This window comes from Actinocorallia populi (assembly GCF_002995495.1).
Lineage (GTDB): Bacteria > Actinomycetota > Actinomycetes > Streptosporangiales > Streptosporangiaceae > Actinocorallia > Actinocorallia populi.
The window spans coordinates 394,933-415,090 of sequence record NZ_PVZV01000003.1; the positions used below are offsets into that span (position 1 = coordinate 394,933).

At 73.2% G+C, this 20,158-nt stretch carries 20 protein-coding genes and 4 tRNA genes; 15 read left to right on the forward strand and 9 right to left on the reverse strand.

What is annotated here, in order from left to right; translation table 11 throughout:
- Positions 1-32 precede the first annotated feature (32 nt).
- The 6 genes from C2865_RS14920 to C2865_RS14945 all read left to right on the forward strand — a co-directional run bounded on the left by C2865_RS14920 (position 33) and on the right by C2865_RS14945 (position 2,126).
- A tRNA-Gly gene (locus tag C2865_RS14920) sits at positions 33-104 on the forward strand.
- 20 nt (positions 105-124) lie between these two features.
- Positions 125-198, forward strand: a tRNA-Cys gene (locus C2865_RS14925).
- 1 nt (position 199) lies between these two features.
- A tRNA-Val gene (locus C2865_RS14930) sits at positions 200-271 on the forward strand.
- A gap of 78 nt (positions 272-349) precedes the next feature.
- Positions 350-424 (forward strand) — tRNA-Gly (locus tag C2865_RS14935).
- 76 nt (positions 425-500) lie between these two features.
- Positions 501-1,541: an AI-2E family transporter gene (locus C2865_RS14940; protein WP_106399058.1), complete on the forward strand. Its 1,041-nt coding sequence runs from the start codon at positions 501-503 to the stop codon at positions 1,539-1,541.
- Between the two features lie 93 nt (positions 1,542-1,634).
- Positions 1,635-2,126, forward strand: a complete 492-nt coding sequence (locus C2865_RS14945) for a DUF1269 domain-containing protein (protein ID WP_106399059.1) — start codon at positions 1,635-1,637, stop codon at positions 2,124-2,126.
- 19 nt (positions 2,127-2,145) lie between these two features.
- Here C2865_RS14945 and C2865_RS14950 read toward each other — a convergent pair whose 3' ends face one another.
- The 3 genes from C2865_RS14950 to C2865_RS41415 form a co-directional block, all read right to left on the reverse strand.
- Positions 2,146-2,640, reverse strand: coding sequence for a potassium channel family protein (locus tag C2865_RS14950; RefSeq protein ID WP_106399060.1), 495 nt, complete (start codon positions 2,638-2,640; stop codon positions 2,146-2,148).
- Positions 2,637-3,128 (reverse strand): LURP-one-related/scramblase family protein, encoded by a 492-nt coding sequence (locus tag C2865_RS14955; protein WP_106399061.1) that lies wholly within the window; start codon positions 3,126-3,128, stop codon positions 2,637-2,639. Before C2865_RS14955 ends, C2865_RS14950 begins: the two co-directional genes overlap by 4 nt.
- 103 nt (positions 3,129-3,231) lie before the next feature.
- On the reverse strand, positions 3,232-4,425 hold the full coding sequence (locus C2865_RS41415) for a PucR family transcriptional regulator (RefSeq protein ID WP_157963725.1): 1,194 nt from the start codon (positions 4,423-4,425) through the stop codon (positions 3,232-3,234).
- 165 nt (positions 4,426-4,590) lie between these two features.
- On the opposite strand from C2865_RS41415, the gene C2865_RS14970 reads away from it, so the two are divergent.
- From C2865_RS14970 to C2865_RS14980, 3 genes are read left to right on the forward strand one after another with little or no spacing between them, the layout of a single operon-like run.
- Positions 4,591-5,910: a sensor histidine kinase gene (locus tag C2865_RS14970; RefSeq protein ID WP_106399064.1), complete on the forward strand. Its 1,320-nt coding sequence runs from the start codon at positions 4,591-4,593 to the stop codon at positions 5,908-5,910.
- 31 nt (positions 5,911-5,941) lie between these two features.
- Positions 5,942-6,544 carry an RNA polymerase sigma factor gene (locus C2865_RS14975; protein ID WP_106399065.1) on the forward strand — a complete coding sequence of 201 codons (603 nt, stop codon included), beginning with the start codon at positions 5,942-5,944 and terminating at the stop codon, positions 6,542-6,544.
- Entirely contained in the window at positions 6,541-7,263 is a 723-nt protein-coding gene (locus C2865_RS14980) for a hypothetical protein (protein WP_106399066.1), read from the forward strand. The genes C2865_RS14975 and C2865_RS14980 overlap by 4 nt, the downstream gene beginning before the upstream one ends.
- On the opposite strand, the gene C2865_RS14985 is transcribed toward C2865_RS14980, so the two are convergent.
- The 5 genes from C2865_RS14985 to C2865_RS15005 all read right to left on the reverse strand — a co-directional run bounded on the left by C2865_RS14985 (position 7,260) and on the right by C2865_RS15005 (position 11,784).
- Positions 7,260-8,273: a TIGR03842 family LLM class F420-dependent oxidoreductase gene (locus C2865_RS14985; RefSeq protein ID WP_106399067.1), complete on the reverse strand. Its 1,014-nt coding sequence runs from the start codon at positions 8,271-8,273 to the stop codon at positions 7,260-7,262. The genes C2865_RS14980 and C2865_RS14985 overlap by 4 nt on opposite strands.
- Positions 8,274-8,283: 10 nt before the next feature.
- A complete protein-coding gene (gene hydA / locus C2865_RS14990; protein WP_106399068.1) occupies positions 8,284-9,687 on the reverse strand; it encodes a dihydropyrimidinase in 1,404 nt (467 codons plus the stop codon).
- A 19-nt stretch (positions 9,688-9,706) separates the two neighbouring features.
- On the reverse strand, positions 9,707-10,546 hold the full coding sequence (locus C2865_RS14995; RefSeq protein WP_106399069.1) for a nitrilase-related carbon-nitrogen hydrolase: 840 nt from the start codon (positions 10,544-10,546) through the stop codon (positions 9,707-9,709).
- Positions 10,547-10,628: 82 nt separating this feature from the next.
- Entirely contained in the window at positions 10,629-11,525 is an 897-nt protein-coding gene (locus tag C2865_RS15000) for a 3-methyladenine DNA glycosylase (RefSeq protein ID WP_106399366.1), read from the reverse strand.
- A gap of 49 nt (positions 11,526-11,574) precedes the next feature.
- Positions 11,575-11,784 (reverse strand): hypothetical protein, encoded by a 210-nt coding sequence (locus C2865_RS15005; protein ID WP_157963726.1) that lies wholly within the window; start codon positions 11,782-11,784, stop codon positions 11,575-11,577.
- 220 nt (positions 11,785-12,004) lie between these two features.
- Here C2865_RS15005 and C2865_RS15010 point away from each other — a divergent pair, with 220 nt between their 5' ends.
- The 6 genes from C2865_RS15010 to C2865_RS15035 all read left to right on the forward strand — a co-directional run bounded on the left by C2865_RS15010 (position 12,005) and on the right by C2865_RS15035 (position 18,862).
- Complete coding sequence (locus C2865_RS15010) at positions 12,005-12,226, forward strand: DUF397 domain-containing protein (RefSeq protein WP_106399071.1); 222 nt, start codon at positions 12,005-12,007, stop codon at positions 12,224-12,226.
- 52 nt (positions 12,227-12,278) lie between these two features.
- Entirely contained in the window at positions 12,279-13,190 is a 912-nt protein-coding gene (locus C2865_RS15015) for a helix-turn-helix domain-containing protein (protein WP_106399072.1), read from the forward strand.
- 94 nt (positions 13,191-13,284) lie between these two features.
- The gene (locus C2865_RS15020) at positions 13,285-13,701 is read left to right on the forward strand and encodes a hypothetical protein (protein WP_106399073.1); all 417 of its coding nucleotides are present in this window, start codon (positions 13,285-13,287) and stop codon (positions 13,699-13,701) included.
- A gap of 76 nt (positions 13,702-13,777) precedes the next feature.
- Complete coding sequence (locus C2865_RS15025; protein WP_106399074.1) at positions 13,778-15,907, forward strand: ATP-binding protein; 2,130 nt, start codon at positions 13,778-13,780, stop codon at positions 15,905-15,907.
- Complete coding sequence (locus C2865_RS15030) at positions 15,907-18,204, forward strand: SpoIIE family protein phosphatase (RefSeq protein ID WP_157963727.1); 2,298 nt, start codon at positions 15,907-15,909, stop codon at positions 18,202-18,204. The genes C2865_RS15025 and C2865_RS15030 overlap by 1 nt, the downstream gene beginning before the upstream one ends.
- 10 nt (positions 18,205-18,214) lie before the next feature.
- Positions 18,215-18,862, forward strand: coding sequence for an O-methyltransferase (locus C2865_RS15035; protein ID WP_106399076.1), 648 nt, complete (start codon positions 18,215-18,217; stop codon positions 18,860-18,862).
- 6 nt (positions 18,863-18,868) lie between these two features.
- On the opposite strand, the gene C2865_RS15040 is transcribed toward C2865_RS15035, so the two are convergent.
- On the reverse strand, positions 18,869-20,140 hold the full coding sequence (locus C2865_RS15040; protein ID WP_232835645.1) for a cytochrome P450: 1,272 nt from the start codon (positions 20,138-20,140) through the stop codon (positions 18,869-18,871).
- Between the last annotated feature and the right edge of the window lie 18 nt (positions 20,141-20,158).

Sequence of the window (20,158 nt, forward strand, 5' to 3'; positions counted from 1 at the left end):
ACGTCGCCACGGGGAAGCCCGGAGGCCGACAAGCGGAAGTGGCTCAGTGGTAGAGCATCACCTTGCCAAGGTGAGGGTCGCGGGTTCGAATCCCGTCTTCCGCTCGGAGAGGCCATCGCCTCGCGGTGGAGTGGCCGAGAGGCGAGGCAACGGCCTGCAAAGCCGTGTACACGGGTTCAAATCCCGTCTCCACCTCCACGGACGATTAGCTCAGCGGGAGAGCGCTTCCCTGACACGGAAGAGGTCACTGGTTCAATCCCAGTATCGTCCACTGCCCGGTCCGACCGGTCGGCGAGCATCGCTCGTCGGCCGTTCGGCCGAGGACACCGCGGGGAGTCCCTCCCCGCAAGCGGAAGTGGCTCAGTGGTAGAGCATCACCTTGCCAAGGTGAGGGTCGCGGGTTCGAATCCCGTCTTCCGCTCCAGGTGACACCCCATCCGCCCGGGAGATTTTGCCCCGGGCGGATTCTTTTCGTCCCCGCTCCGGGGAACGGAACCGGCATGCCAGTCGCCTCCCCGCCCCACCGGTACGCCCCGGGTTACATCCTGCTGATGGGCTCCGCAGCCGCGGTGGTCGTCCTGGCGGGGCTGCGGGCGGTCTCCTCGGTCGCGGGCCCGTTCTTCCTCGCGCTCGTCCTCACCATCGCGGTCAGCCCGCTGCGCACCCGGCTGACGCGCCGGGGCCTGCCCTATCTGGTGGCCGCGCTGCTCCCCCTGGCCGTGGTGCTGGCGGGACTCCTGGCGATGGCGGTGGCGCTCGCCCTGTCCGGAGCGCGGCTGGCGGCGCTGATCCCCGGTTACACCGAGGAGCTCACCCGCAACGCCAACGAGGCCATCACGCTGCTGACCCGGTTCGGGGTCACCCCGAACGAGGCGCAGAAGTTCGTGTCGGGCCTCGACCTCAACCGGCTGCTGCCCCTCATCCAGTCGTTCATGAACGGGCTGGTGGGCGCCCTGTCGTCGGTGGTCCTGGTGATCATCCTGCTCTACGGGATGAGCCTGGACGCGGTGGGTTTCAGCCGGACGCTGGAACGCCTGTCCGCCGACCGGCCCGAGCTGGTGGGGGCGCTGCGCGAGTACGCCCACGGCACCTACCGCTACCTGCTGGTCACCACGGTGTTCGGGGTGATCGTCGCGGTCCTGGACGTCGGCGTGCTGATGTGGCTGGGGGTGCCCGCTCCGCTGGTGTGGGGCCTGCTGTCGTTCATCACCAACTACATCCCCAACGTCGGCTTCGTCATCGGGCTGGTGCCCCCGGCGCTGCTGGCGTGGCTGGAGTCCGGCTGGGGCAGCGCGCTGTGGGTGATCGCGCTCTACTCGGTGATCAATTTCGTGCTGCAGTCGCTGGTCCAGCCGAAGTACGCCGGCGACACCGTGGGCCTCTCCCTCACCGCGACCCTGGTCTCCCTGGTGGTGTGGAGCCTGGTCATCGGCCCGCTCGGGGCGATCCTGGCGGTCCCGCTCAGCGCGCTGGCCCTGGCGCTCTTCGTCGACCCCGACCCGGGCAAGCACTGGCTCCGGCCCCTGCTGTCGGGGCACTGAGGCGGCGCCGCGGCACGGTTGCCGGACACCGGCCCGGGTAGGAGACGATCACCGGCCGCAGGGGGGCGGCCGCGGGGACGTTCGGGGGATGACATGGGCAGTCTCATCGCGATCGCCTACCCGGAGGCGGCGACCGCGCTGAAGGTGCGCGACCGGCTCATCGGCATGCGCCGTGAGCACCTGCTCCAGGTGGCCGACGCCGCGGTGGTGGAGAAGCGGCGCGACGGGACGGTGCGGCTCCACCAGGTGCACGGCGCCGACATCGGCGCCTCCTGGGGCCTGCTGTGGGGCAGCCTGGTCGGGCTGCTGTTCTTCGTCCCGCTGATGGGAGCCGTGCTCGAGGCGGGGGCGAGTCCGGCCGCGGGCGCGCTGAACGAGCACGGCATCGACGAGCGGTTCGTCAAGGAACTGGGGGCCTCGCTGCGGCCCGGGGGCGCGCTGCTGTTCCTGCTGCTGGTCCAGCAGACCCCGGAGCGGGTGCTGCCGGAGATCTCCGAGTACGGCGGCGAGGTCGTCCGCACCTCGCTGAGCCCGCTGCAGGAGACGCACCTGCGCGAGGCGTTCCAGGCCGCCCGCAGCGCCTGAGGCCCGCGGGCCCGGGTCCTCACCCGCTCTGCGGCCGGGCGTTGACGATGAGCGAGATCGCCGTCGTGACGATGACCAGATCGAAGATCATCTGGATGGTCGCCACGGCCCGCACGCCCGGCCCGAGCGGGACGATGTCGCCGTACCCGACGGTGCACAGCGTGGTCACCGTGAAGTACAGGGCGTCCAGCCGGGTCTCCAGCCCGGCGAAGTCCTCGGCGTTGCCGTAGTAGATCAGGGCGAAGAACACCACCACCAGGTTCACCGCGCCCAGCAGCGGGGAGAGCCTTTCGAGCGGCAGCCGGTCGGGGCGCAGGCTCCGGCGCACCTGGGCGGCCAGCAGCAAAGTGACCAGGAGCAGGGATGCCAGCAGGAGCACGGCCCGCAGCAGCGGGGGCCCCTGCGACAGCTCGTGCCGGTTCATCGGCACCAGGAAGTAGAAGGACCCGAACGCCGCGGTCCCCAGCAGCATCTCGGCCCAGCACCGCAGGCGCCGCGCCGCCGACGTGCTCAACTCCCGGAGTCGGGACCGGCCAGGGCGTCCACCGCCACGGCCGCCGCCAGGACCAGCGGGACGTCGAACCCGTCGGAGACGTCCACGGTGTAGGTGTCGCGCAGGCGCAGCCACCTGCGGGAGACCCGGGCGACGCGGGCGCCGTCGGAGTCGCGGTCGATCTCGTACTCCTTGTCGAGGAAGTCCCCGGTGACGGTCCATTCCCCGCCGTCCTCCAGGTCGACGCGGAACCGGTCGCGGACGAGCTTGACCTTGCGGTGGATCCGGGCGACGGCGGCGCCGTCCCGTTCGACGACCATGGTCTCGCGCAGCGCGATGATCTTCTTCCTGATCACGAGCAGCACCTCGCCGGTGCCGTCCTTCAGCTCGTAGGTACGGCGCACGCGCAGCGTCCTGCCGTCGAGCAGGAACGCCCTCCTGCCCTGCTCGTCCTCGATCCAGGAGTCGTCCCCGATCGAGAAGACCCTGTCCTGTACGCGGTACCGCATGGCCGGGCTCCGTTCCTCGCTGTCCGGAGCCCTACCCGTCCCGCCCGCCGGAGGCGGCCAAACGATGCCGAACTGTCGGCGACCATCCGGCAAAAGCCGGTGCTCAGCCCGCCCGGACGGCGTCCAGGGCCAGGGCGAGCAGCACCACGTCGCGCGGCTCGTCCAGTTTGCGGGAGGTGACCTGCTCCAGCCGGCGCAGGCGGTTGAGGACGGTGTTGCGGTGGCAGTACAGCCGGCGTGCCGCCTCGGTGGTGGAACCCACCTCCAGCCAGCAGGCGAGCGTGTCCAGCAGCGCGGACGCCTCGTGCGCGGGCAGCGCCAGCACGCCCGACATGATCTGGCGGCGCAGCAGTTCGGCCAGGTCGGGCGCGGCCAGCACGAAGGAGCGCACCAGGTGGTCGTCCAGGGCGATGACGCCGCGGTCCTCGGGGCGGCGGCCGGCCAGCGCGGTCTCGGCCAGCCGGCGGGCGAAGCCGAGCGAGGCCAGGCCGCGCACCCGCGGGCTGAGCCCGATCGGCCCCTCCAGCTCTGCCTCCAGCGCGCGGGAGAGCCGGCCGGTGTCCGCGCCGCGCAGGACGACCACCGCGAGGTCGCCGTCGGCGCCGGGCGACCAGACCACGCGCGAGCCGTCCAGGACCTCCGGGTGGCGGAACATCCCGCCGCGCGCGGGACGGGCGTAGCGGGTGACCGCGACGGCGTAGCCGCCGTCCTCCTCCAGGCCCAGGGCGTCGCGGACGGCGTCGACCAGCACCGGGTCGGGTTCGTCCGCCTCCAGGAGGCGGCCCAGCAGCAGCCGGGCCCGCTCGTCCTGGAAGCGGCGCTGCTCGGCCTGGGCCTGCCGGTAGGCCTCGGCGGCGGCGTCGGCCTGCCGCTCGATGCCCGCCCAGACGTGCATGCTGCTGCGCATGAGGAGGTCGAGCCGGCCGGGCGAGTCCTCGCGCACGGTCTGCACCAGTTCGTCCCACACCAGCTGGACCGACAGGTGGTAGGCCTTCACCAGCTCGTCCAGCGGGACGCCCTGCGCGGCGCGGCGGCGGCCGGTGCGCGCGGCCTGGGCCAGCTCGCGCCGCTCCGGGCCCGGTTCGGGGATGGTGGCCAGCCCGTAGGTCAGCCCGAGCCGTACCGACTCCAGCTGCTCGGCCTCGGGCACCAGCCTGGCACTGGAGGGGCAGGCCGTGCGGATCCGGGCCAGGAGCCGGTCGGCGAGCGTGGGGATGTCCGAGGCCAGCTGCCTGGCGGCCGAACCCACGACCTCCCGATGGGTGTCGTCCCGCTCGATGAGACCGAGTGCGCCCAACGTGTCCTCCCTGAAACGGTCATCCAGCTTGCCCAGATGGGAGACCGTCGCGCAAGGCCTCCCCAAGAGTAATCGAGATGTCACGTTAAGTATCATCGGAGGGGATCCGCAGAGGAGGGCCGGACGCTGAAGTCGATTCGGGGGCGCTACACCCTGCTGGTCACCGTGCTGGCCGGGCTGCTCCTGCTGTTCGCGGCCACGTTCGCCGACCAGTTCATCCGCTATTCCCTGCAGCGGGACCACTACGGGGAACTCCAGCGGACCTCCCTGAACTGGGCGGCCCGCTACCGGACGGGGACGGTTCCCTCCCGCATCCCCACCGAGGAGGGCGACGCGAGCATCATCCAGGTGGTGAGCGCCTCGGGCGAGGTGGTGGGAACGAGTGAGGCGACCGCCGGTCGCCCGCTGAGCGACAGGCGCCCCTCACCCGAGAACCGCATCGCCAACTTCATCCGGTGCAGCGGGAACGACGACTGCCTGATGATCTCGGCCGTCCGGGCCGACGCCAGCCCGGACTCCGCGGTCGTCTACACCGCGACCACGGCCCCGCCCCTCCTGACCGGCCACACCCTGGAGTTCACCCTCCTGCTGCTCTGCCTCCCCCTGCTGGTGCTCACCTCCTGGATCGCCTGGCTGCTGACGGGCAGGACGCTGCGCCCGGTCGAGGAGATCAGGTCCCGCATCGCCGAGATCACCGCTTCCGACCTGGGCCTGCGGGTGCCCGTCCCCTCCTCCTCCAAGGAGCTCGCCGCGCTGGCCAACACCTCCAACGACACGCTCTCCCGGCTGGAGAAGTCGGTGAACGAGCAGCGGCGGTTCGCCTCCGACGTCGCCCACGAGCTGCGCAACCCGATCGCGGGGCTCAGCCTCCGGCTCGAGGAGGCCTTGATGGACCGCGAGGAGGCCGACCCCTGGGAGGTGATCGAGTCCTCCCTGGCCTCCACCGAACGGCTTTCGGCGATCGTCGACGACCTGTTGACCATCGCGCGGCTGCAGGCCAGCACCCCGAAGATGGAGCCGATCAACCTGGGCGACTTCGTGACCGCACGGGCCTTGGTCCACCCGCAGATCAGGGTGGAGGCCGCGCCCGGACTGCTGGTGGAGGGCAACCGGATCCGGCTGACCCGCCTGCTGGCCAACCTGTTGAACAACGCCGTCCGCCATGCCGAGACCAAGGTCGAGGTCAAGGTGGAGCGGGAGGGGGACTCCGCGCTGCTGTCCGTCACCGACGACGGCGCCGGGGTGCCCGAGGCCGACCGGGAGAAGATCTTCGAACGGTTCGTCCGGCTGGAGGAGAGCAAGGAGCGCGACCCCGGCGGGACGGGACTGGGCCTCTCCATCTCCCGGGAGATCGCCGAGGAGCACGACGGCAGCCTCGTCCTGGCCGACAGCCCCCGGGGCGCCTGCTTCGAACTGCGCCTGCCGCTGATCGGTTCCGCCGAGGAGGGGCCTGAGGGTGGCGCACATCACCCTCCACACGAGTGACGGATCCCTTCCGCCGGACGCTTGATGACCCGTGGAACCGGAGGACCTCGATCTCGGCGCACTCGTCCTGCGCGCCCAGAGAGGTGATGTCGACGCCTTCGACCGGATCTATCTGGACGTGCAGCCGCGGCTGCTGCGCTACCTGAGGACCCTGGTCGGGGACGAGGCCGAGGACGTGGCGTCCGAGGCCTGGCTGCAGATCGCTCGTGATCTTGGGAAGTTCTCCGGAGATTCCGCGGGATTTCGTGGTTGGACCGCGCGTATCGCCCGCAACCGTGCGATGGATCTGCTGCGCCGCAGGCAGCGGCGGCCGGTCGAGCCGGTGCCGCTGGACCGGCTGGTGGAGTTCGCCGGATACGCCGACGGAGCCGAGCAGCTCGTCCTGGACGAGCTGTCGACCGACGCGGCCGTGCGGCTCATCGCCTCGCTGCCCCGCGACCAGGCCGAGGCGGTGGTGCTGCGCGTGCTCTTCGAGCTCGACGCGGCGGGCGCCGGACGGGTGCTGGGCAAGCGGGCCGGGGCCGTCCGGACCGCCGCGTACCGGGGGCTGCGCAACCTGGCGAAGAGACTGGAGCTGATTTCCGGGGAGCCCGTGACGCGGCGGGTCACGGCGGCGCTGGAGGACACGGCATGAGCAGGGAAGAGACGAAGGCGCTGGACCGGATGCTGGCCGCCCTCACCGCTCCGGCGCACCCGGGCGAACTGGAAGGCAGGGACCGGGCGCTGGCCGCGTTCCGGGAGGCGGCGGCCGGCCCGTCCCCTGTGGCCCCCGAGAGCCTCGCGAGGAAGGGCCTTCGGGCCGGGAGGCTCCCCCTCCGGCTCGGCGTCGCGGCGCTCTGCGCGACCCTGCTGGGCGGCGGCGTGGCCGTGGCCACCGGTGCCGGGCTCCCCCTGCCCGGCCGCCAGGACGCGCCCAGGCCCGCGCCCGCCGAGAAGGGCCCCGGACTCACGCCCAAGAAGGCGCCTTCCGCGGCGCCCGCGACCGGTGGCCCTGCGGCGCGTCCCGCCCCTTCCGGTCCTCCCGCCTCCTCCTTCGCCGCGCTGTGCCGGTGGATCCTGCGGGAGGACGAGGGCCGGCACCGGCGTCCGGATCCGGCCGGCGGCCGAGGCGAGGCCTATGCCGCGCTGGTCAGGGCGGCGGGCGGACCGGACGAGGTGTACGGCTACTGCCTCGCCATGGCGGCCCGGGATCCCGGGCCTCCCGGCAGGCCGGACGGCGGCCGCGACCGCGGCGACAGGCGCGACGGGGGCCACCGGGACGACCGGAGCGACCGGGACGACCACGACCACCGGGACGACCGGGACCACCGGGACGGCGGTCCGGACCGTCCCGGACGGCCGGGACGGCGTTAGACGGTCCCCAGCCCGGCCGCCTCCGGGATGACGTGCGCGCCGTAGGCGGCCAGGGTCTGCTCCCTGCCGTCGTGCTGGAGGTAGACGGCGAACTGGTCGACGCCCGCCTCGCTCAGCTCCTTCAGCCGGGTGAGGTGGTCCTCCACCGGGCCCAGGAGGCAGAACCGGTCGACGATCTCGTCGGGCACGTAGCCGGTGTGGGCGTTCCCGGCCCGGCCGTGCTCGGCGTAGTCGTAGCCCCTGCGGCCCTCGACGTAGTCGGTGAGCGCCCGGGGGACGGCCGAGCCGTCGACGCCGTAGCGGGCCACGAGGTCGGCGGCGTGGTTGCCGACCATGCCGCCGAACCAGCGGGTCTGCTCGCGCTGGTGCGCCAGGTCGTCGCCCACGTAGGCGGGGGCCGCGGCGCAGAAGGTGAGGGCGTCGGGGTCGCGCCCGGCCCGCTCCGCGGCGGCCTTGACCACGCCGATCGTCCAGGCGGCGATGTCGGGGTCGGCGAGCTGCAGGATGAAGCCGTCGCCGACCTCGCCCGCCAGGGCCAGGACGCGCGGCCCGTAGGCGGCGACCCAGACCGGCAGCGAGCCGTCCTTCACCCACGGGAAGTGCACCTTCCTTCCCCGGACGTCGGCGACGCGGCCCTCGGCCAGGTCGCGGATGGCCAGGACCGAGGCGCGCAGCTCGGCGACGGTCGCGGGCGCGAGGCCGAGGGTGCGCAGCGCCGAGTCGCCCCGTCCGATGCCGCAGACGGTGCGGTTGCCGAACATCTCGTTGAGCGTGGCGAAGTGCGAGGCGGTCACCGACCAGTCCCGGGTACCGGGGTTGGTGACCATCGTCCCGACCTTGATGCGCTCGGTCCCGGCCAGGATCCGGCTGTAGACCACGAAGGGCTCCTGCCACAGGAGGTGGGAGTCGAAGCTCCACACGTGGCTGAACCCCGCCCGCTCGGCCCTGACCGCCAGGTCCACGACGGACGAGGCGGGCGGGTCGAGCTGGAAGACGGCTCCGATGTCCATCCGCTTCCCTTCAGATCAGGTACCGGGACAGGCCGCGGGGCAGGTAGCGCCCGTGCCCCTTGCGGCCGTGGAAAGCGCCGTCCCGCACCAGCACGGAGCCCCGGCTGACGACCGTGTCGACCCGGCCGGCGATCTCGAAGCCCTCCCACGCGGAGTGGTCGAGGTTCATGTGGTGGGTCCCGGCGCTGATGCGGGTGCGTCCCGCGGGGTCGTAGACGACGATGTCGGCGTCCGAGCCGGGGGCTATGACGCCCTTGCGCGGGTAGAGGCCGAACATGCGGGCGGGTGTGGCGGCGATGGTCTCCACCCAGCGTTCGAGCGAGATCCTGCCGTCCACGACGCCCTGGTAGAGCAGGTCGACGCGGTGCTCGACGCCGCCGATCCCGTTGGGGATCTTCGAGAAGTCGCCCCGGCCGAGCTCCTTCTGGTCTTTGAAGCAGAACGGGCAGTGGTCGGTGGACACGACCGCCAGGTCGTTGGTGCGCAGGCCCTTCCACAGGTCGCGGGCGTGCGGCTCGTGCCGCGAGCGCAGCGGTGTGGAGCACACCCACTTGGCGCCCTCGAAGCCCGGCGCCCCCAGCTGGTCCTCCAGCGTCAGGTAGAGGTACTGCGGGCAGGTCTCGGCGAAGACGTTGCGGCCGGCGTCGCGGGCCTCGGCGACCTTCTCCAGCGCGCCGCTCGCCGACAGGTGCACGATGTACAGCGGGACATCCCGGGCGACCTCGGCCAGGTGGACGGCCCGGCCGGTGGCCTCGGCCTCCAGCGCCGCCGGGCGGGTGAGGCCGTGGTGGACCGGGGTGGTCTCGCCGCGCGCCAGCGCCTGGGCGACCAGGACGTCGATCGCGATGCCGTTCTCCGCGTGCATCATGATCACGGCGCCGTTCTCGCGGGCCTGCTGCATCGCCCGCAGGATCTGGCCGTCGTCGCTGTAGAAGACGCCCGGGTAGGCCATGAACAGCTTGAAGCTGGTGATCCCCTCGTCGGCGACGAGGGAGTCCATCGCCTTCAGGGACGCCTCGTCCACGCCGCCGATGATCTGGTGGAAGGCGTAGTCGACGTGGCACTGCCCCTCGGCCTTGGCGTGCCAGGCCGCCAGCCCGTCCTGGACGGACTCGCCGGCGCGCTGCACGGCGAAGTCGATGATGGTGGTGGTGCCTCCCCACGCGGCGGCCGCCGTGCCGGTGGCGAAGGTGTCGCTGGCGGACGTGCCGCCGAACGGCAGCTCCATGTGGGTGTGGGCGTCCACCCCGCCGGGGATCACGTACCTGCCGGTGGCGTCGATGGTCCTCGCGACGTCCGGCGCGGTGCCAGGGAGCGTCAGTGCCGCGATCTTCTCGCCGTCGACCAGCACGTCGGCGGCGAAGGCCCCGCCGGGGCCCACGACCGTGCCGCCCTTGATGAGCATCGCCGTCATGCGTCCGCCTCCTTCGCCGTCACGGGGCGGTCAGGTCGCCGTAGGCGTCGGGGCGGCGGTCGCGGTAGAAGGCCCAGCGGTCGCGGACCTCGGCCAGCAGCCCCAGGTCGAGGTCGCGGACGACCAGTTCGGGTTCGTTCGCGTCACCGGGCTCGCCGACGAACGCTCCCCGGGGGTCGGCGAAGTAGGAGGTGCCGTAGAAGTCGTCGTCGCCCAGTTCCTCGACGCCGACGCGGTTGACGGTGCCGACGAAGTACTCGTTGGCCACGGCGGCGGCGGGCTGCTCCAGCTTCCACAGGTAGGAGCTGAGGCCGCGGCTGGTCGCCGACGGGTTGAAGACGAGCTGCGCGCCGTTCAGGCCCAGGGCCCGCCAGCCTTCGGGGAAGTGGCGGTCGTAGCAGATGTAGACGCCGACCCTCCCTACGGCCGTGTCGAACACCGGGTAGCCGAGATTGCCGGGGCGGAAGTAGAACTTCTCGTAGAAGCCCTTCACCTGCGGGATGTGCGTCTTGCGGTACTTGCCGAGATAGGAGCCGTCGGCGTCCACCACCGCGGCGGTGTTGTAGAGCATCCCGGGCTGCTCCTGCTCGTACATGGGCAGGACCATCACCAGGCCGAGCTCCGCGGCGAGCGCCTGGAAGCGTTCGGTCGTCGGGCCCGGTACCGGTTCGGCGTACTCGTGGTACCGCGGGTCCTGGACCTGGCAGAAGTACGGGCCGTAGAACAGCTCCTGGAAGCAGACGGCCTTCGCGCCCTCCTCGGCCGCCTGGCGCGCGTACTCCTCGTGCGCCTTGATCATCGACTCCTTGTCGCCCGTCCAGTTCGTCTGGACCAGGGCGGCGCGGATGACCTCGGACATGCCCTCCCCCTCTCCTCACCGGGATGGCGGCATACCCGCGGTCAGGTGTGGGGGATCACATGATCGTCCAAGGACAGCGCAATCACCGGCCGGCGGCCGCGTCCTGCCCGACGCGGCCGGCCCGCGCCAGCAGGGAGTCGCACGCGGCCAGGAGCCGGGCGCGCAGCGGGGCGGCGTCCTCGGTGAAGCCGCGCTGGTGCGCGGCGTACTCGGCACGGCCCTCGGGCGTCTCGACGCGGATCGGCTCGTAGCCCAGCGCGCTCAGGTCGTACGGGCTGGCCCGCATGTCGACGGCGCGGATCCGCCGGGCCAGCGCGAAGCAGTCGGCGACCAGCTCGCCGGGGACGAGCGGGGAGAGCTTGCAGGCCCACTTGTAGAGGTCCATGTTGGCGTGCAGGCAGCCGGGCTGCTCCAGCTCGCCGCGGTTCTCCCGGGAGGGGCTCAGCACGTTGAGCGGGCGGGCGGGCTCGGTGAAGAAGCGGAAGGCGTCGAAGTGGCTGCACCGCACCCCGCGCTGCTCCAGCAGCGCCGCGACGTCCTCGGGGGGCAGCCGCAGCGGCCAGGACGCGTGGCGGACCTCCGCCGGGTCGAGCCGGTAGACCATGGCCCACTCGTGGAGGCCGAAGCAGCCCAGGTGCGCGGGGCGGGCGGAGATCGCCGCGAGCAGGTCGCGGATCCAGCGCACGGCGGCCAGGCGGCGGGGCAGCAGCTCCGCCGCGTCGAGCACCGCGCCCTCGGGCGTGTCGGCGTACCCGGGCCCGAGCTCCCCGGCGCGGGCTCCGGCCAGCACGACGCCCGCGCCGGGGTGCCAGGTCAGCAGCCGGCTCGGACGGTGCCCGTAGTAGGTGAACAGGAAGTCCTCGACGGGATGGGCGCGCCCCTCGCGCCGCAGCGCGAGATAGCCGCCGATCAGCGCCTCCAGGCGCGCCCGGTGCGCGGCGGCCCTTGACCGCCATTCCTGCTCGTCGAGAACGTCCACCACCCCTGCATGGTAGGAACCGCGGGCCGCCGGGGCGAACCGGCGGAGGTCAGCCCCCCTGCCTGAAGGAGGCGAGCATGGCGTGCGCCACATGGGAGTTCATCTTGATGAGGACGGCGGGCTGGCCGCCGGAGTCCACATAGGGCGAGACGCTGCAGGTGTTGTGCACCCCCCTGCTGTGCAGCCACTCCTGCATGGAGCGCTGCAGCTCGCTGGCGAGCATCACGGCCTGCTGGTCGCTTTCGCTGAGGTATCCCATCCCTGGCCTTCCGAAGGGGGAGAAGAGCAGTCGCCGAAACGGGCGGAAGCGCGCCGCGATCAAGCCTGACTCCAACGGTTTCCTGTGATTATCTTCCGAGCTGTCCGGCCTTCGTGCAAGCGCAACTGATAAAACAGATACAAGTACAGATGCACGTGCAGTCACTGCGGGTGACGACCCGCCGAGAACGCGAAGGGGGACCTCCCTGCTTTTCAACGGCATGCCCGCCCCGGACATCGACGCCGCCAACTGGCGCAAGAGCCGGCACAGCAATCCCCAGGGCAGCTGCGTCGAGGTGGCCGCCCTGCCCGGCCCCCGGATAGCGCTGCGTAATTCCCGCCACCCCTCCGGTCCCGCCCTGATCTTCACCGTCGCGGAGCTGTCGGCGTTCGTCCGCGGCGCCAAGGACGGCGAGTTCGACGACCTGATCGTCATGAATTAACGAAAGATGCGAGACTGGCGCGGACCGCCTGCACTCTCCCCCGGGAGGGACCATGTCGCCCGCACCGCCGTCCCCCGCCCGTCCGGGACCCGCCGGCCCGCCGCCTCCCGGAACCGCCCGCACCGGGCCGACCGCACTGCGCATGATGGTCGGCACCCGGCTGCGGCGGCTGCGGGAGGGCAGCGGCGTCAGCCGGGAGGCCGCCGCCGACGCGATCCGCGCCACCCATTCCAAGATCAGCAGGCTGGAGCTGGGCCGCAGCGGCTTCAAGCGGCGGGACCTGGTCGACCTGCTCGACCTCTACGGCGTCGCCGATCCCGCCGAGCGCCAGTCCCTGCTGGAGCTGGCCCGGCAGGCGGGCGAGCCGGGCTGGTGGCACCGGTACCAGGACGTCATGCCCGGCTGGCTGGAGCCCTACATCGGGCTGGAGCAGGCGGCGTCCGTCATCCGCAGCTACGAGGTCCAGTTCGTGCACGGGCTCCTGCAGACCGAGGGCTACGCCCGCGCGGTGGTCTCCATCGGCGCGGACCTGCCCGCCGACGAGATCGAACGCCGGGTGGGGCTGCGCCTGGAGCGCCAGCGGCTGCTGGCCGCCCCGGACCGGCCCCGGCTGCGCGCGGTGCTGGACGAGGCGGCGCTGCGCCGCCCGCTCGGCGGGCGCGCGGTCATGCGGGGCCAGCTGGAGCACCTGCTGGAACTGACCGCGGAACCCGGGATCGCCCTGCACGTGGTGCCGTTCCACGTGGGGGCGCACCCCGCCGCCGGCGGGCCCTTCACGATCCTCAGCCTCCCCCAGCCCGGCCTGCCCGACGTGGTGTACCTCGAGCAGCTCAACAGCGCCCTGTACCTGGACAAGCCGGAAGAGGTCCGGGGGTACCTGACCACGATGGAGCGGCTGTGCCTGGTCGCCGAGGGCCCCGAGCGCACCCGGGAGACGCTGCACGGGCTGCTGCGCGAGCTGTGAGCCCGCGGGAGCGGGACGGCCGGGACATCGCTCCCTGTCGGCCGGGACAGCGCTCCTCCTAAGTTCGGCAGGTCGTCCGAACGGGGAGAGAGAAGTGAACACTCGGCACCTGCAGACCCTCGCCTGGCTCATCATGGGCTCGACCGGCAGCGCGGCCGGCGTGCTCGGCATGGAAGGCGGCCGGCTGCGCTTCGAGGCACACGGGCGGGGCGCGCTCACCATGGGGCAGCTGCGCACCCTGGAGCAGCGCACCGGCCGTCCGGGACTGGCCGACATGCTCACCGAGGGCCACACCCTGGTCCTCTTCGACGTCCCCCTGTCACAGGTGGGGCGGGTCCGCTTCCCCTGGTACTACTTCGGCGGCGGCATGAAGCTGGAGGTCTCCGGCGTCCCGTACCGGTTCTCCTTCCTGCAGCCGCAGAACACCCAGGCCGCTCCGGCGCACGTGGCGGGAATCGGCGCGGGAAGGGCCGGAGGGCGTGCCTGGAAGTCCGCGCTGACCTCGGGCTGAACCGTTTTACCGGGAAGTGCGGCCGTCGGTGCGGGCTCGGAGTTAGGATCGGCACGGTGCCCCCCAGGGAGGTCGCATGACCCACACCGCCGAGCGGAGTTCCGGCAATCTGCCCGCCGAGATCTCCAGCTTCGTCGGCCGCCCCGGGGAACTGGACCGCCTCACCGCCCTGCTCCACCGCTCCCGGCTGGTCACCGTCACCGGGATCGGCGGCGTCGGCAAGACCAGGACCGCGCTGCGCGCCGCCGAACTGGCCGGCTCCCGCTTCCCCGACGGGGTGTGGCTGGTCGACCTGTCCGGCCTGCAGGACCCCGACCTGCTGCCGCACACCGTCGCCCACGCCCTGGGCGTGCGCGACCAGGGCCCGCGCCGCCAGCTGGAGGTGCTCGCCGACTTCCTGGCGGAGCGCTCGCTGCTGCTCGTCCTGGACACCTGCGAGCACCTGACCGACGCCTGCGCGGCACTGGCCGAGACGCTGCTGTCCGCCGCGCCGGACCTGCACGTCCTGACCACCGGCCGGCGCCCGCTCGGCGCGGCCGGCGAGCAGATCGTGGTGGTCGAGCCGCTGCCCGTCCCGCCCGAGGCCGAGACCGCCCACGACGGCGTCATGCTCCGGCGGGACGCCGACGCCCTGCTGGACCACGCCTCCGTCGCCCTGTTCGTCGACCGGGCCAGGGCGATCGACCCGGCGTTCTCCTTCACCGGCACCACCCCCGCCGCCGTCGCCCGGCTGTGCCGGCGGCTCGACGGCATCCCGCTCGCCATCGAGCTGGCCGCGGTCTGGTTGCGCACCCTCACCGCCGAGGAGCTCGCCGACCGGCTCGCCCGCCGCTTCTCCCTGCTGACCGGCGGCGAGCGCGGCATGGCCCGGCACGAGACCCTGCACGCGGCGATCGGCTGGAGCCATGAGCTGCTCAGCCCGCCCGAACGCCTGTTGTGGGCGCGCCTGTCCGTCTTCCCGCGCTGCTTCGACACCGCCTCCGCCGTCCGGGTGTGCGCCGACGAGCGGCTGCCCGCCTCCTGGATCCCCCGGCTCCTCAAGAACCTGGTGGAGGCCTCGATCCTGCTGCGCGAGGAGTACGGCGGCCCGTTCGGCGACGGCGCCCGCTACCGGCTGCCGTCGCCGGTCCGCGGGTACGGCGCCGGCTGGCTCGCCGAGCTCGGCGAGCGCGAACACGTGCAGCGGCTGCACCGCGACCACTTCCTGGAGCTGGCCCGGCGCTACGACGCCGAGTGGCACGGACCCCTGGAGATCATGTGGTGCGAGCGGATGCAGCGCGAGCTGCCCAGCATCCGCGCCGCGCTGGAGTTCTGCCTGGAACGCCCCGCCGAGCACACCGCCGGGCTGGAGATCTTCGGCGGCCTCTTCCTGTTCTGGCTGCCGTGCGGGCACATCAGGGAGGGGCGCCTGTACGCCGAGCGGCTGCTGGCCCTCGACCCGGCCCCCGGGCCCGGCCTCACCAGGGTGCTGTGGGTCGTGGCCCGGCTCGCCACCGCGCAGGGGGACATCGAGGCGGGCATGCGCTACCACGACCGGTGCCTGCGGCACGCCCGGCGGCAGGGCGACCCCTCGGCCATGGCCATGGCCGACTACGTCGCCGCCACCACCGCCATGATCCGCGGCGAGTTCGCCGCCTCGGTGCGGCTGCTGGAGAGCGCCGCGGCGCAGTACGAGCGCAACGGCGAGCAGGGCGACCTGACCATGACCTACTTCCTGCACGCCCTGGTGCTGGTGCTGCGCGGGGACACCGGCGCGGCGGTCGCGATGTCCGACCGGTGCCGCTCGTCGGCCCTGCGGCACCTGGACGGCTGGGGGTTGTCGTTCGCCGACTACGTCCGGGCGCTGGCCGAGGTGCGCCGCGGCGACACCGCCGCCGCCGTGGAGTACGGGCGCGCCGCGCTGCGGTTCAAGGCCAAGCTGAGCGACACCGTCGGCTGCGCCATGGTGGTGGACGTGCTGTCGCTGGCCGCGGCGCTCGGCGGCGACGCCGAACGGGGGGCGCGGCTGCTGGGCCTCGGCCAGAAGATCTGGCGCACCTTCGGAACGCCCTCGATCGGTTCGGCCGACCTGCGGCGCATCCGCGACCTGTGCGAGGAACTGGCCCGCGGGCGGCTCGGGGCGCACGCCTACGAGCAGGAGTTCGCCGCGGGCCGGGCACTGAATCCGGAAAGGGGTTTCGCCTACGCGATGGGTGAGGACTTCTGATGACACGATCTGGACTCGACGACCTGATGCGCAGGCGGACGACGGGGGCGCGCAGCTCCGACCCCACCCGGTGGCTGGCCGAGCTGGCCGCCCCCGCGATGGTCGACTTCGCCCTGATGTACGTCACCGACCAGGTGCTCACCGGCGTCCCGCGCGACGGCGAGGAGGCGCTGCGGCTGCGGCGCACCGCCTGCGTCGGCGGCGACCCGGCCCTGGTCTCCCTCTTCCCCGAGAAGGAGCCCGTCGTCTGGGCCCGCGGCGCCCCCACCCTGCGCGCGCTGGTCCGGGGCGAGGCGGTGCGCCTGGAGGCTGCCGGCGACGGGGACGCCGCGCGGCTCGCCGCGGACCTGGGCGAGCCGCGGCTGGCCCAGGTCCTGTGCTCCCGCATGGTGCTCCTGCTGCCGCTGCTGGACGGCGAGCTGCTGGTGGGCGCGATCCTGCTCCTGTCGGCCGCGCCGCTGCCGGAGCACCGGCTCGAGGAGCTGGCCGAGACGGCCCGCTGGACCGGCCAGGCCCTGGGCGCCGGACGCGAGCTGCGCGACAGGCTGGCGGTCGTCGCCGAGCTGGAGCGCGCGGCCCTGCCGCCGGAGGAGGTGCACCGGCCCGGGCTCGAGGTGGCGGCGCGGCTGAAGGAGCCGCTCGACGGCCACTGGTGCGACGTGCTGACCCTGCCCGCCGGGCGCACCGGCCTGGTCATCGGGGACGCGGGCGGCCCCGGGCCGCGGGCCGCCGCCCGGCTGGTCCGGCTGCGCGCCCAGCTCCAGGCGCTGGTCCTGGCCGAGCCGGTGCCCGGCCGGGTGCTCGACCTGCTGGACGCGGCGGTGCGCCAGGAGGGGATCACTCCCGAGAACCCCGCCGTCGGCTGCCTGTACGCGGTGTACGACCCGGCGTCCGGCGAGATGCAGCTCTCCTCGGCCGGCCGGATCACCTCGGTCCTGGTCCGTCCGGACGGCCACGCCGAGCTGCTCGATCCCGCGCCCGCCCCGCCCCTGGGCACCGGGCACCCCGCCTACCCGACCCGCTTCCTCAGCCCCGGTCCCGGTTCCCTGATGCTGCTGGGCACCCGGGGCCTGACCCTGGTCGGCCACGACCTCATGGGGGTCGGCCTGCCGCCCGTCGTGCCGCCCAAGCTCACCGAGACCGGGGGGTTCGCCGGGGTCGGCGGGCTGTCGGGCCTGTGCGAGCGGCTGCTGAGGGACGCCGGGCGGGGCGCGGTGGCGCTGCTGGCCGTCCGGCTGCCCGCGCCCGCCCGCGAGGCCGCGCGCGAGGCGGCGCCCCGGGCCCCGGGCCGGCGGCCGGGACGCGACGGCGAGTTCGTCGGGCGCACCACGGAGCTGCACGAGGTGCGGCGCCTGCTGGAGGACGCCCGCCTGGTGACGATCACCGGCGGTCCCGGTATCGGCAAGTCCCGGCTGGCCGCCGAGAGCGCGGCCTCGCTCGTCCACGACTTCCCCGACGGTGTCGTCGGCGTCGACCTGACCGCGGTGCGCTCGGCCTCCGAAGTGCCCCGCGCGGTGGAGGGCGCGCTGCGCGAGACCGTCGGCTTCTCGCTGGTGGAGCTCACCGACCGGCGGCTGCTGCTGGTGCTCGACGGCTGCGACGGGCTGCTGGAGCACTGCGCCCTGTTCGTGCGCTCCCTGCTGCGCGCGGCGCCGCGCCTGAGGGTGCTGGGCACCGGCAGGCAGCCGTTCGGCCTCACCGGCGAGCACGTCCTGCCGCTGTCCCCGCTGGGCCTGGACTCCGCGGCCCGGTTGTTCACCTCCCTGGCGGGCCCGCGTCCCGCCGGAGAGGACCCGGTGGACGTGCGGCGGTTGTGCGCGCGGCTCGACGCGGTCCCTCTCATGGTGGAGCTCGCCGCCTGCAGCGCGCCCCCGGGGACCGACGCCGCGGCGCTGGCCGAGCGGTTCGACGCCCTGGGGGACTTCGCCGGGTTCGGCGACCAGGCGGCGGCGGACGCCGCCCGCGCCGCCGTCGAGCGCAGCCACGAGTCCTGCACCGAGCGGGAGCGGCTGCTGTGGGCGCGCCTGTCGGTGTTCCGAGGCCGGTTCGACCTGTACGCGGTGGAACAGGTGTGCGTCGACGAGCGGCTCCCCGTCGAGGAGACGCTGCGGGCGTTGTCGGCGCTGGTCGGCAAGTCCGTCGTCTCCAGCGAGCTGGGGCGGCGCGGGCGCGGTTACCGGCTGCTGCACGGGGTGCGCGGCTACGGCGAGGAGCGGCTGGCCGAGCTGCCGGAGCGCGCGTCCCTGCTGGCACGGCGTGACGCCTGGCTCGCGGGCGGTGAGGGGCGCGACCTGTAGGCTCGGCCGTATGGATCTGCTGAATCCCCAGGTCGGCGAGTACGTGCTGGCCCACTGCACCCCCGCCGACGACGTGCTGCGCGAGCTGGCGGTGGAGACCGCCGCGGCGGTGCCGGCCAGGGCGGGCATGCAGGTCTCCCACGACCAGGGGACGCTGCTGACCCTGCTGGTGCGGCTCAGCGGGGCGCGGCGCGCCGTCGAGGTGGGTGTCTTCACGGGGTACTCCTCGATCTGCATCGCGCGCGGCCTGCCCGCGGACGGCGAGCTGCTCGCCCTGGACGTCAGCGAGGAGTGGACGGCGGTGGCGCGCCGCTACTGGGAGCGCGCGGGCGTCGCCGACCGCATCGCCCTGCGGCTGGGCCCGGCCGCCGAGACCCTGCGGGCCCTGCCGGAGGAGCCGCTGTTCGACTTCGGGTTCATCGACGCCGACAAGGGCGGCTACCCGGTCTACTACGAGGAGCTGCTGGCGCGGTTGCGGCCGGGCGGCCTGCTGGTGCTGGACAACGTGCTGCGCGGCGGCCGGGTGCTCGACCCCGCGGCGCGGAGCCCGGAGGACGTGGTCATCAAGGAGCTCAACGACCGGATCGCCGCCGACCCGCGGGTCACCTCGGTGATGCTCCCGGTGCGCGACGGCATCACCCTCGCGCGCCGGAACTGACGGCGTTCAGGCCGCCCGCACCTCCTTCACCACGACCGGGACCCCGTCGCGGGGCCGCATCGCGGTGATGCTCCGGGGAGTCACGGGCGCGCCGGTGTGCTCGAGCCCGGTCCGCGCCAGCAGCCTGGCCAGGGACACCTTGATGCCGGTGACGGCCATGGCCGAGCCGATGCAGCGGTGCTGCCCCCCGCCGAACGGCAGGTACGTGGCGGGCGTGGCCGGGCGGTGCAGGGGCGATGCGGGGTCCCAGCGGTCGGGGCGGAACGCCTCGGCCTCGGGCCAGACCGATTCCATCCGGTGCGTGACGTAGGGGCTGTAGAGGAGCATGCTCCCGGCGGGCACCCGGTGGCCCTCGAACACGAAGTCCTCGGCGACCTTGCGGGCGCTCATCACGGCCGGCGGGAAGAGCCTGAGCACCTCGTCGACCACGCGGCCGAGGTAGGTGAAGGACTGCAGGGCCTCCGCCGTCAGCGGTACGTCGCCCACCTCCTCCCGTGCCCGCTCCCACACGCCCTCGGTGGTGAGCATGAGGTGGACGGCCCAGCCGAGCGCGGCGCTGGTGGTCTCGTACCCGGCGGCCATGAGGCTGATCGCCTGGTCCTGCAGTTCGACGTCGGTGAGCCCGCCGCCGTCGGCGTCGCGGGAGTCCAGGAGCAGGCCCAGCACGTCCTGGCGGGGGGTGGGGTCCATGCGGCGGTCGGCGATCTCCCGCATGAGCCGCTCGAGCACGCTCGCGCGGGCCTGGATGACCCTGCGCCAGAACGGGTTGGGCACCGAGCGCAGCGCGACGAGCTGGCTGTAGGGGCGGTCGATGCCGTCCAGGAGGGTCTGCAGCTCGCCGCCGAGGAGTTCCTCGTCGGCGGCGAGCCGGTCGCCGAACAGCAGCTGGACGGTGGTGCGGCGGGTGACCTCGCGCAGGGCGGCGTAGGCGTCGACGGTCTCCCCCGGACGCCAGGTGTCGAGGAGGGCGTCGGCGTTCTCCGCCATCCGCGCGATGTAGCCGTCGACCCTGCGGCGGTGGAAGGCCGGCTGCACCAGCCGCCTGCGGTGCTTGTGCGCCTCGCCGTCGGAGGCGATGAGCGCGGTCTCCCCGTTGACGGGGACGAGCACGTCGAAGGCCTCGCGGACGGTGAACAGGCCCGAGTTCGCGAAGAGGAAGGCGTTCGCCTCGGGGCCGAACATCAGTACGTATTTCACCGGTCCCCAACCGAAACCGGCAATATTCCCATACTCGGACTGAACCCTACACAGACCCTCATAAGGGTCGCGCGCCAGCATCAGCCCGAGCCGCGCCAA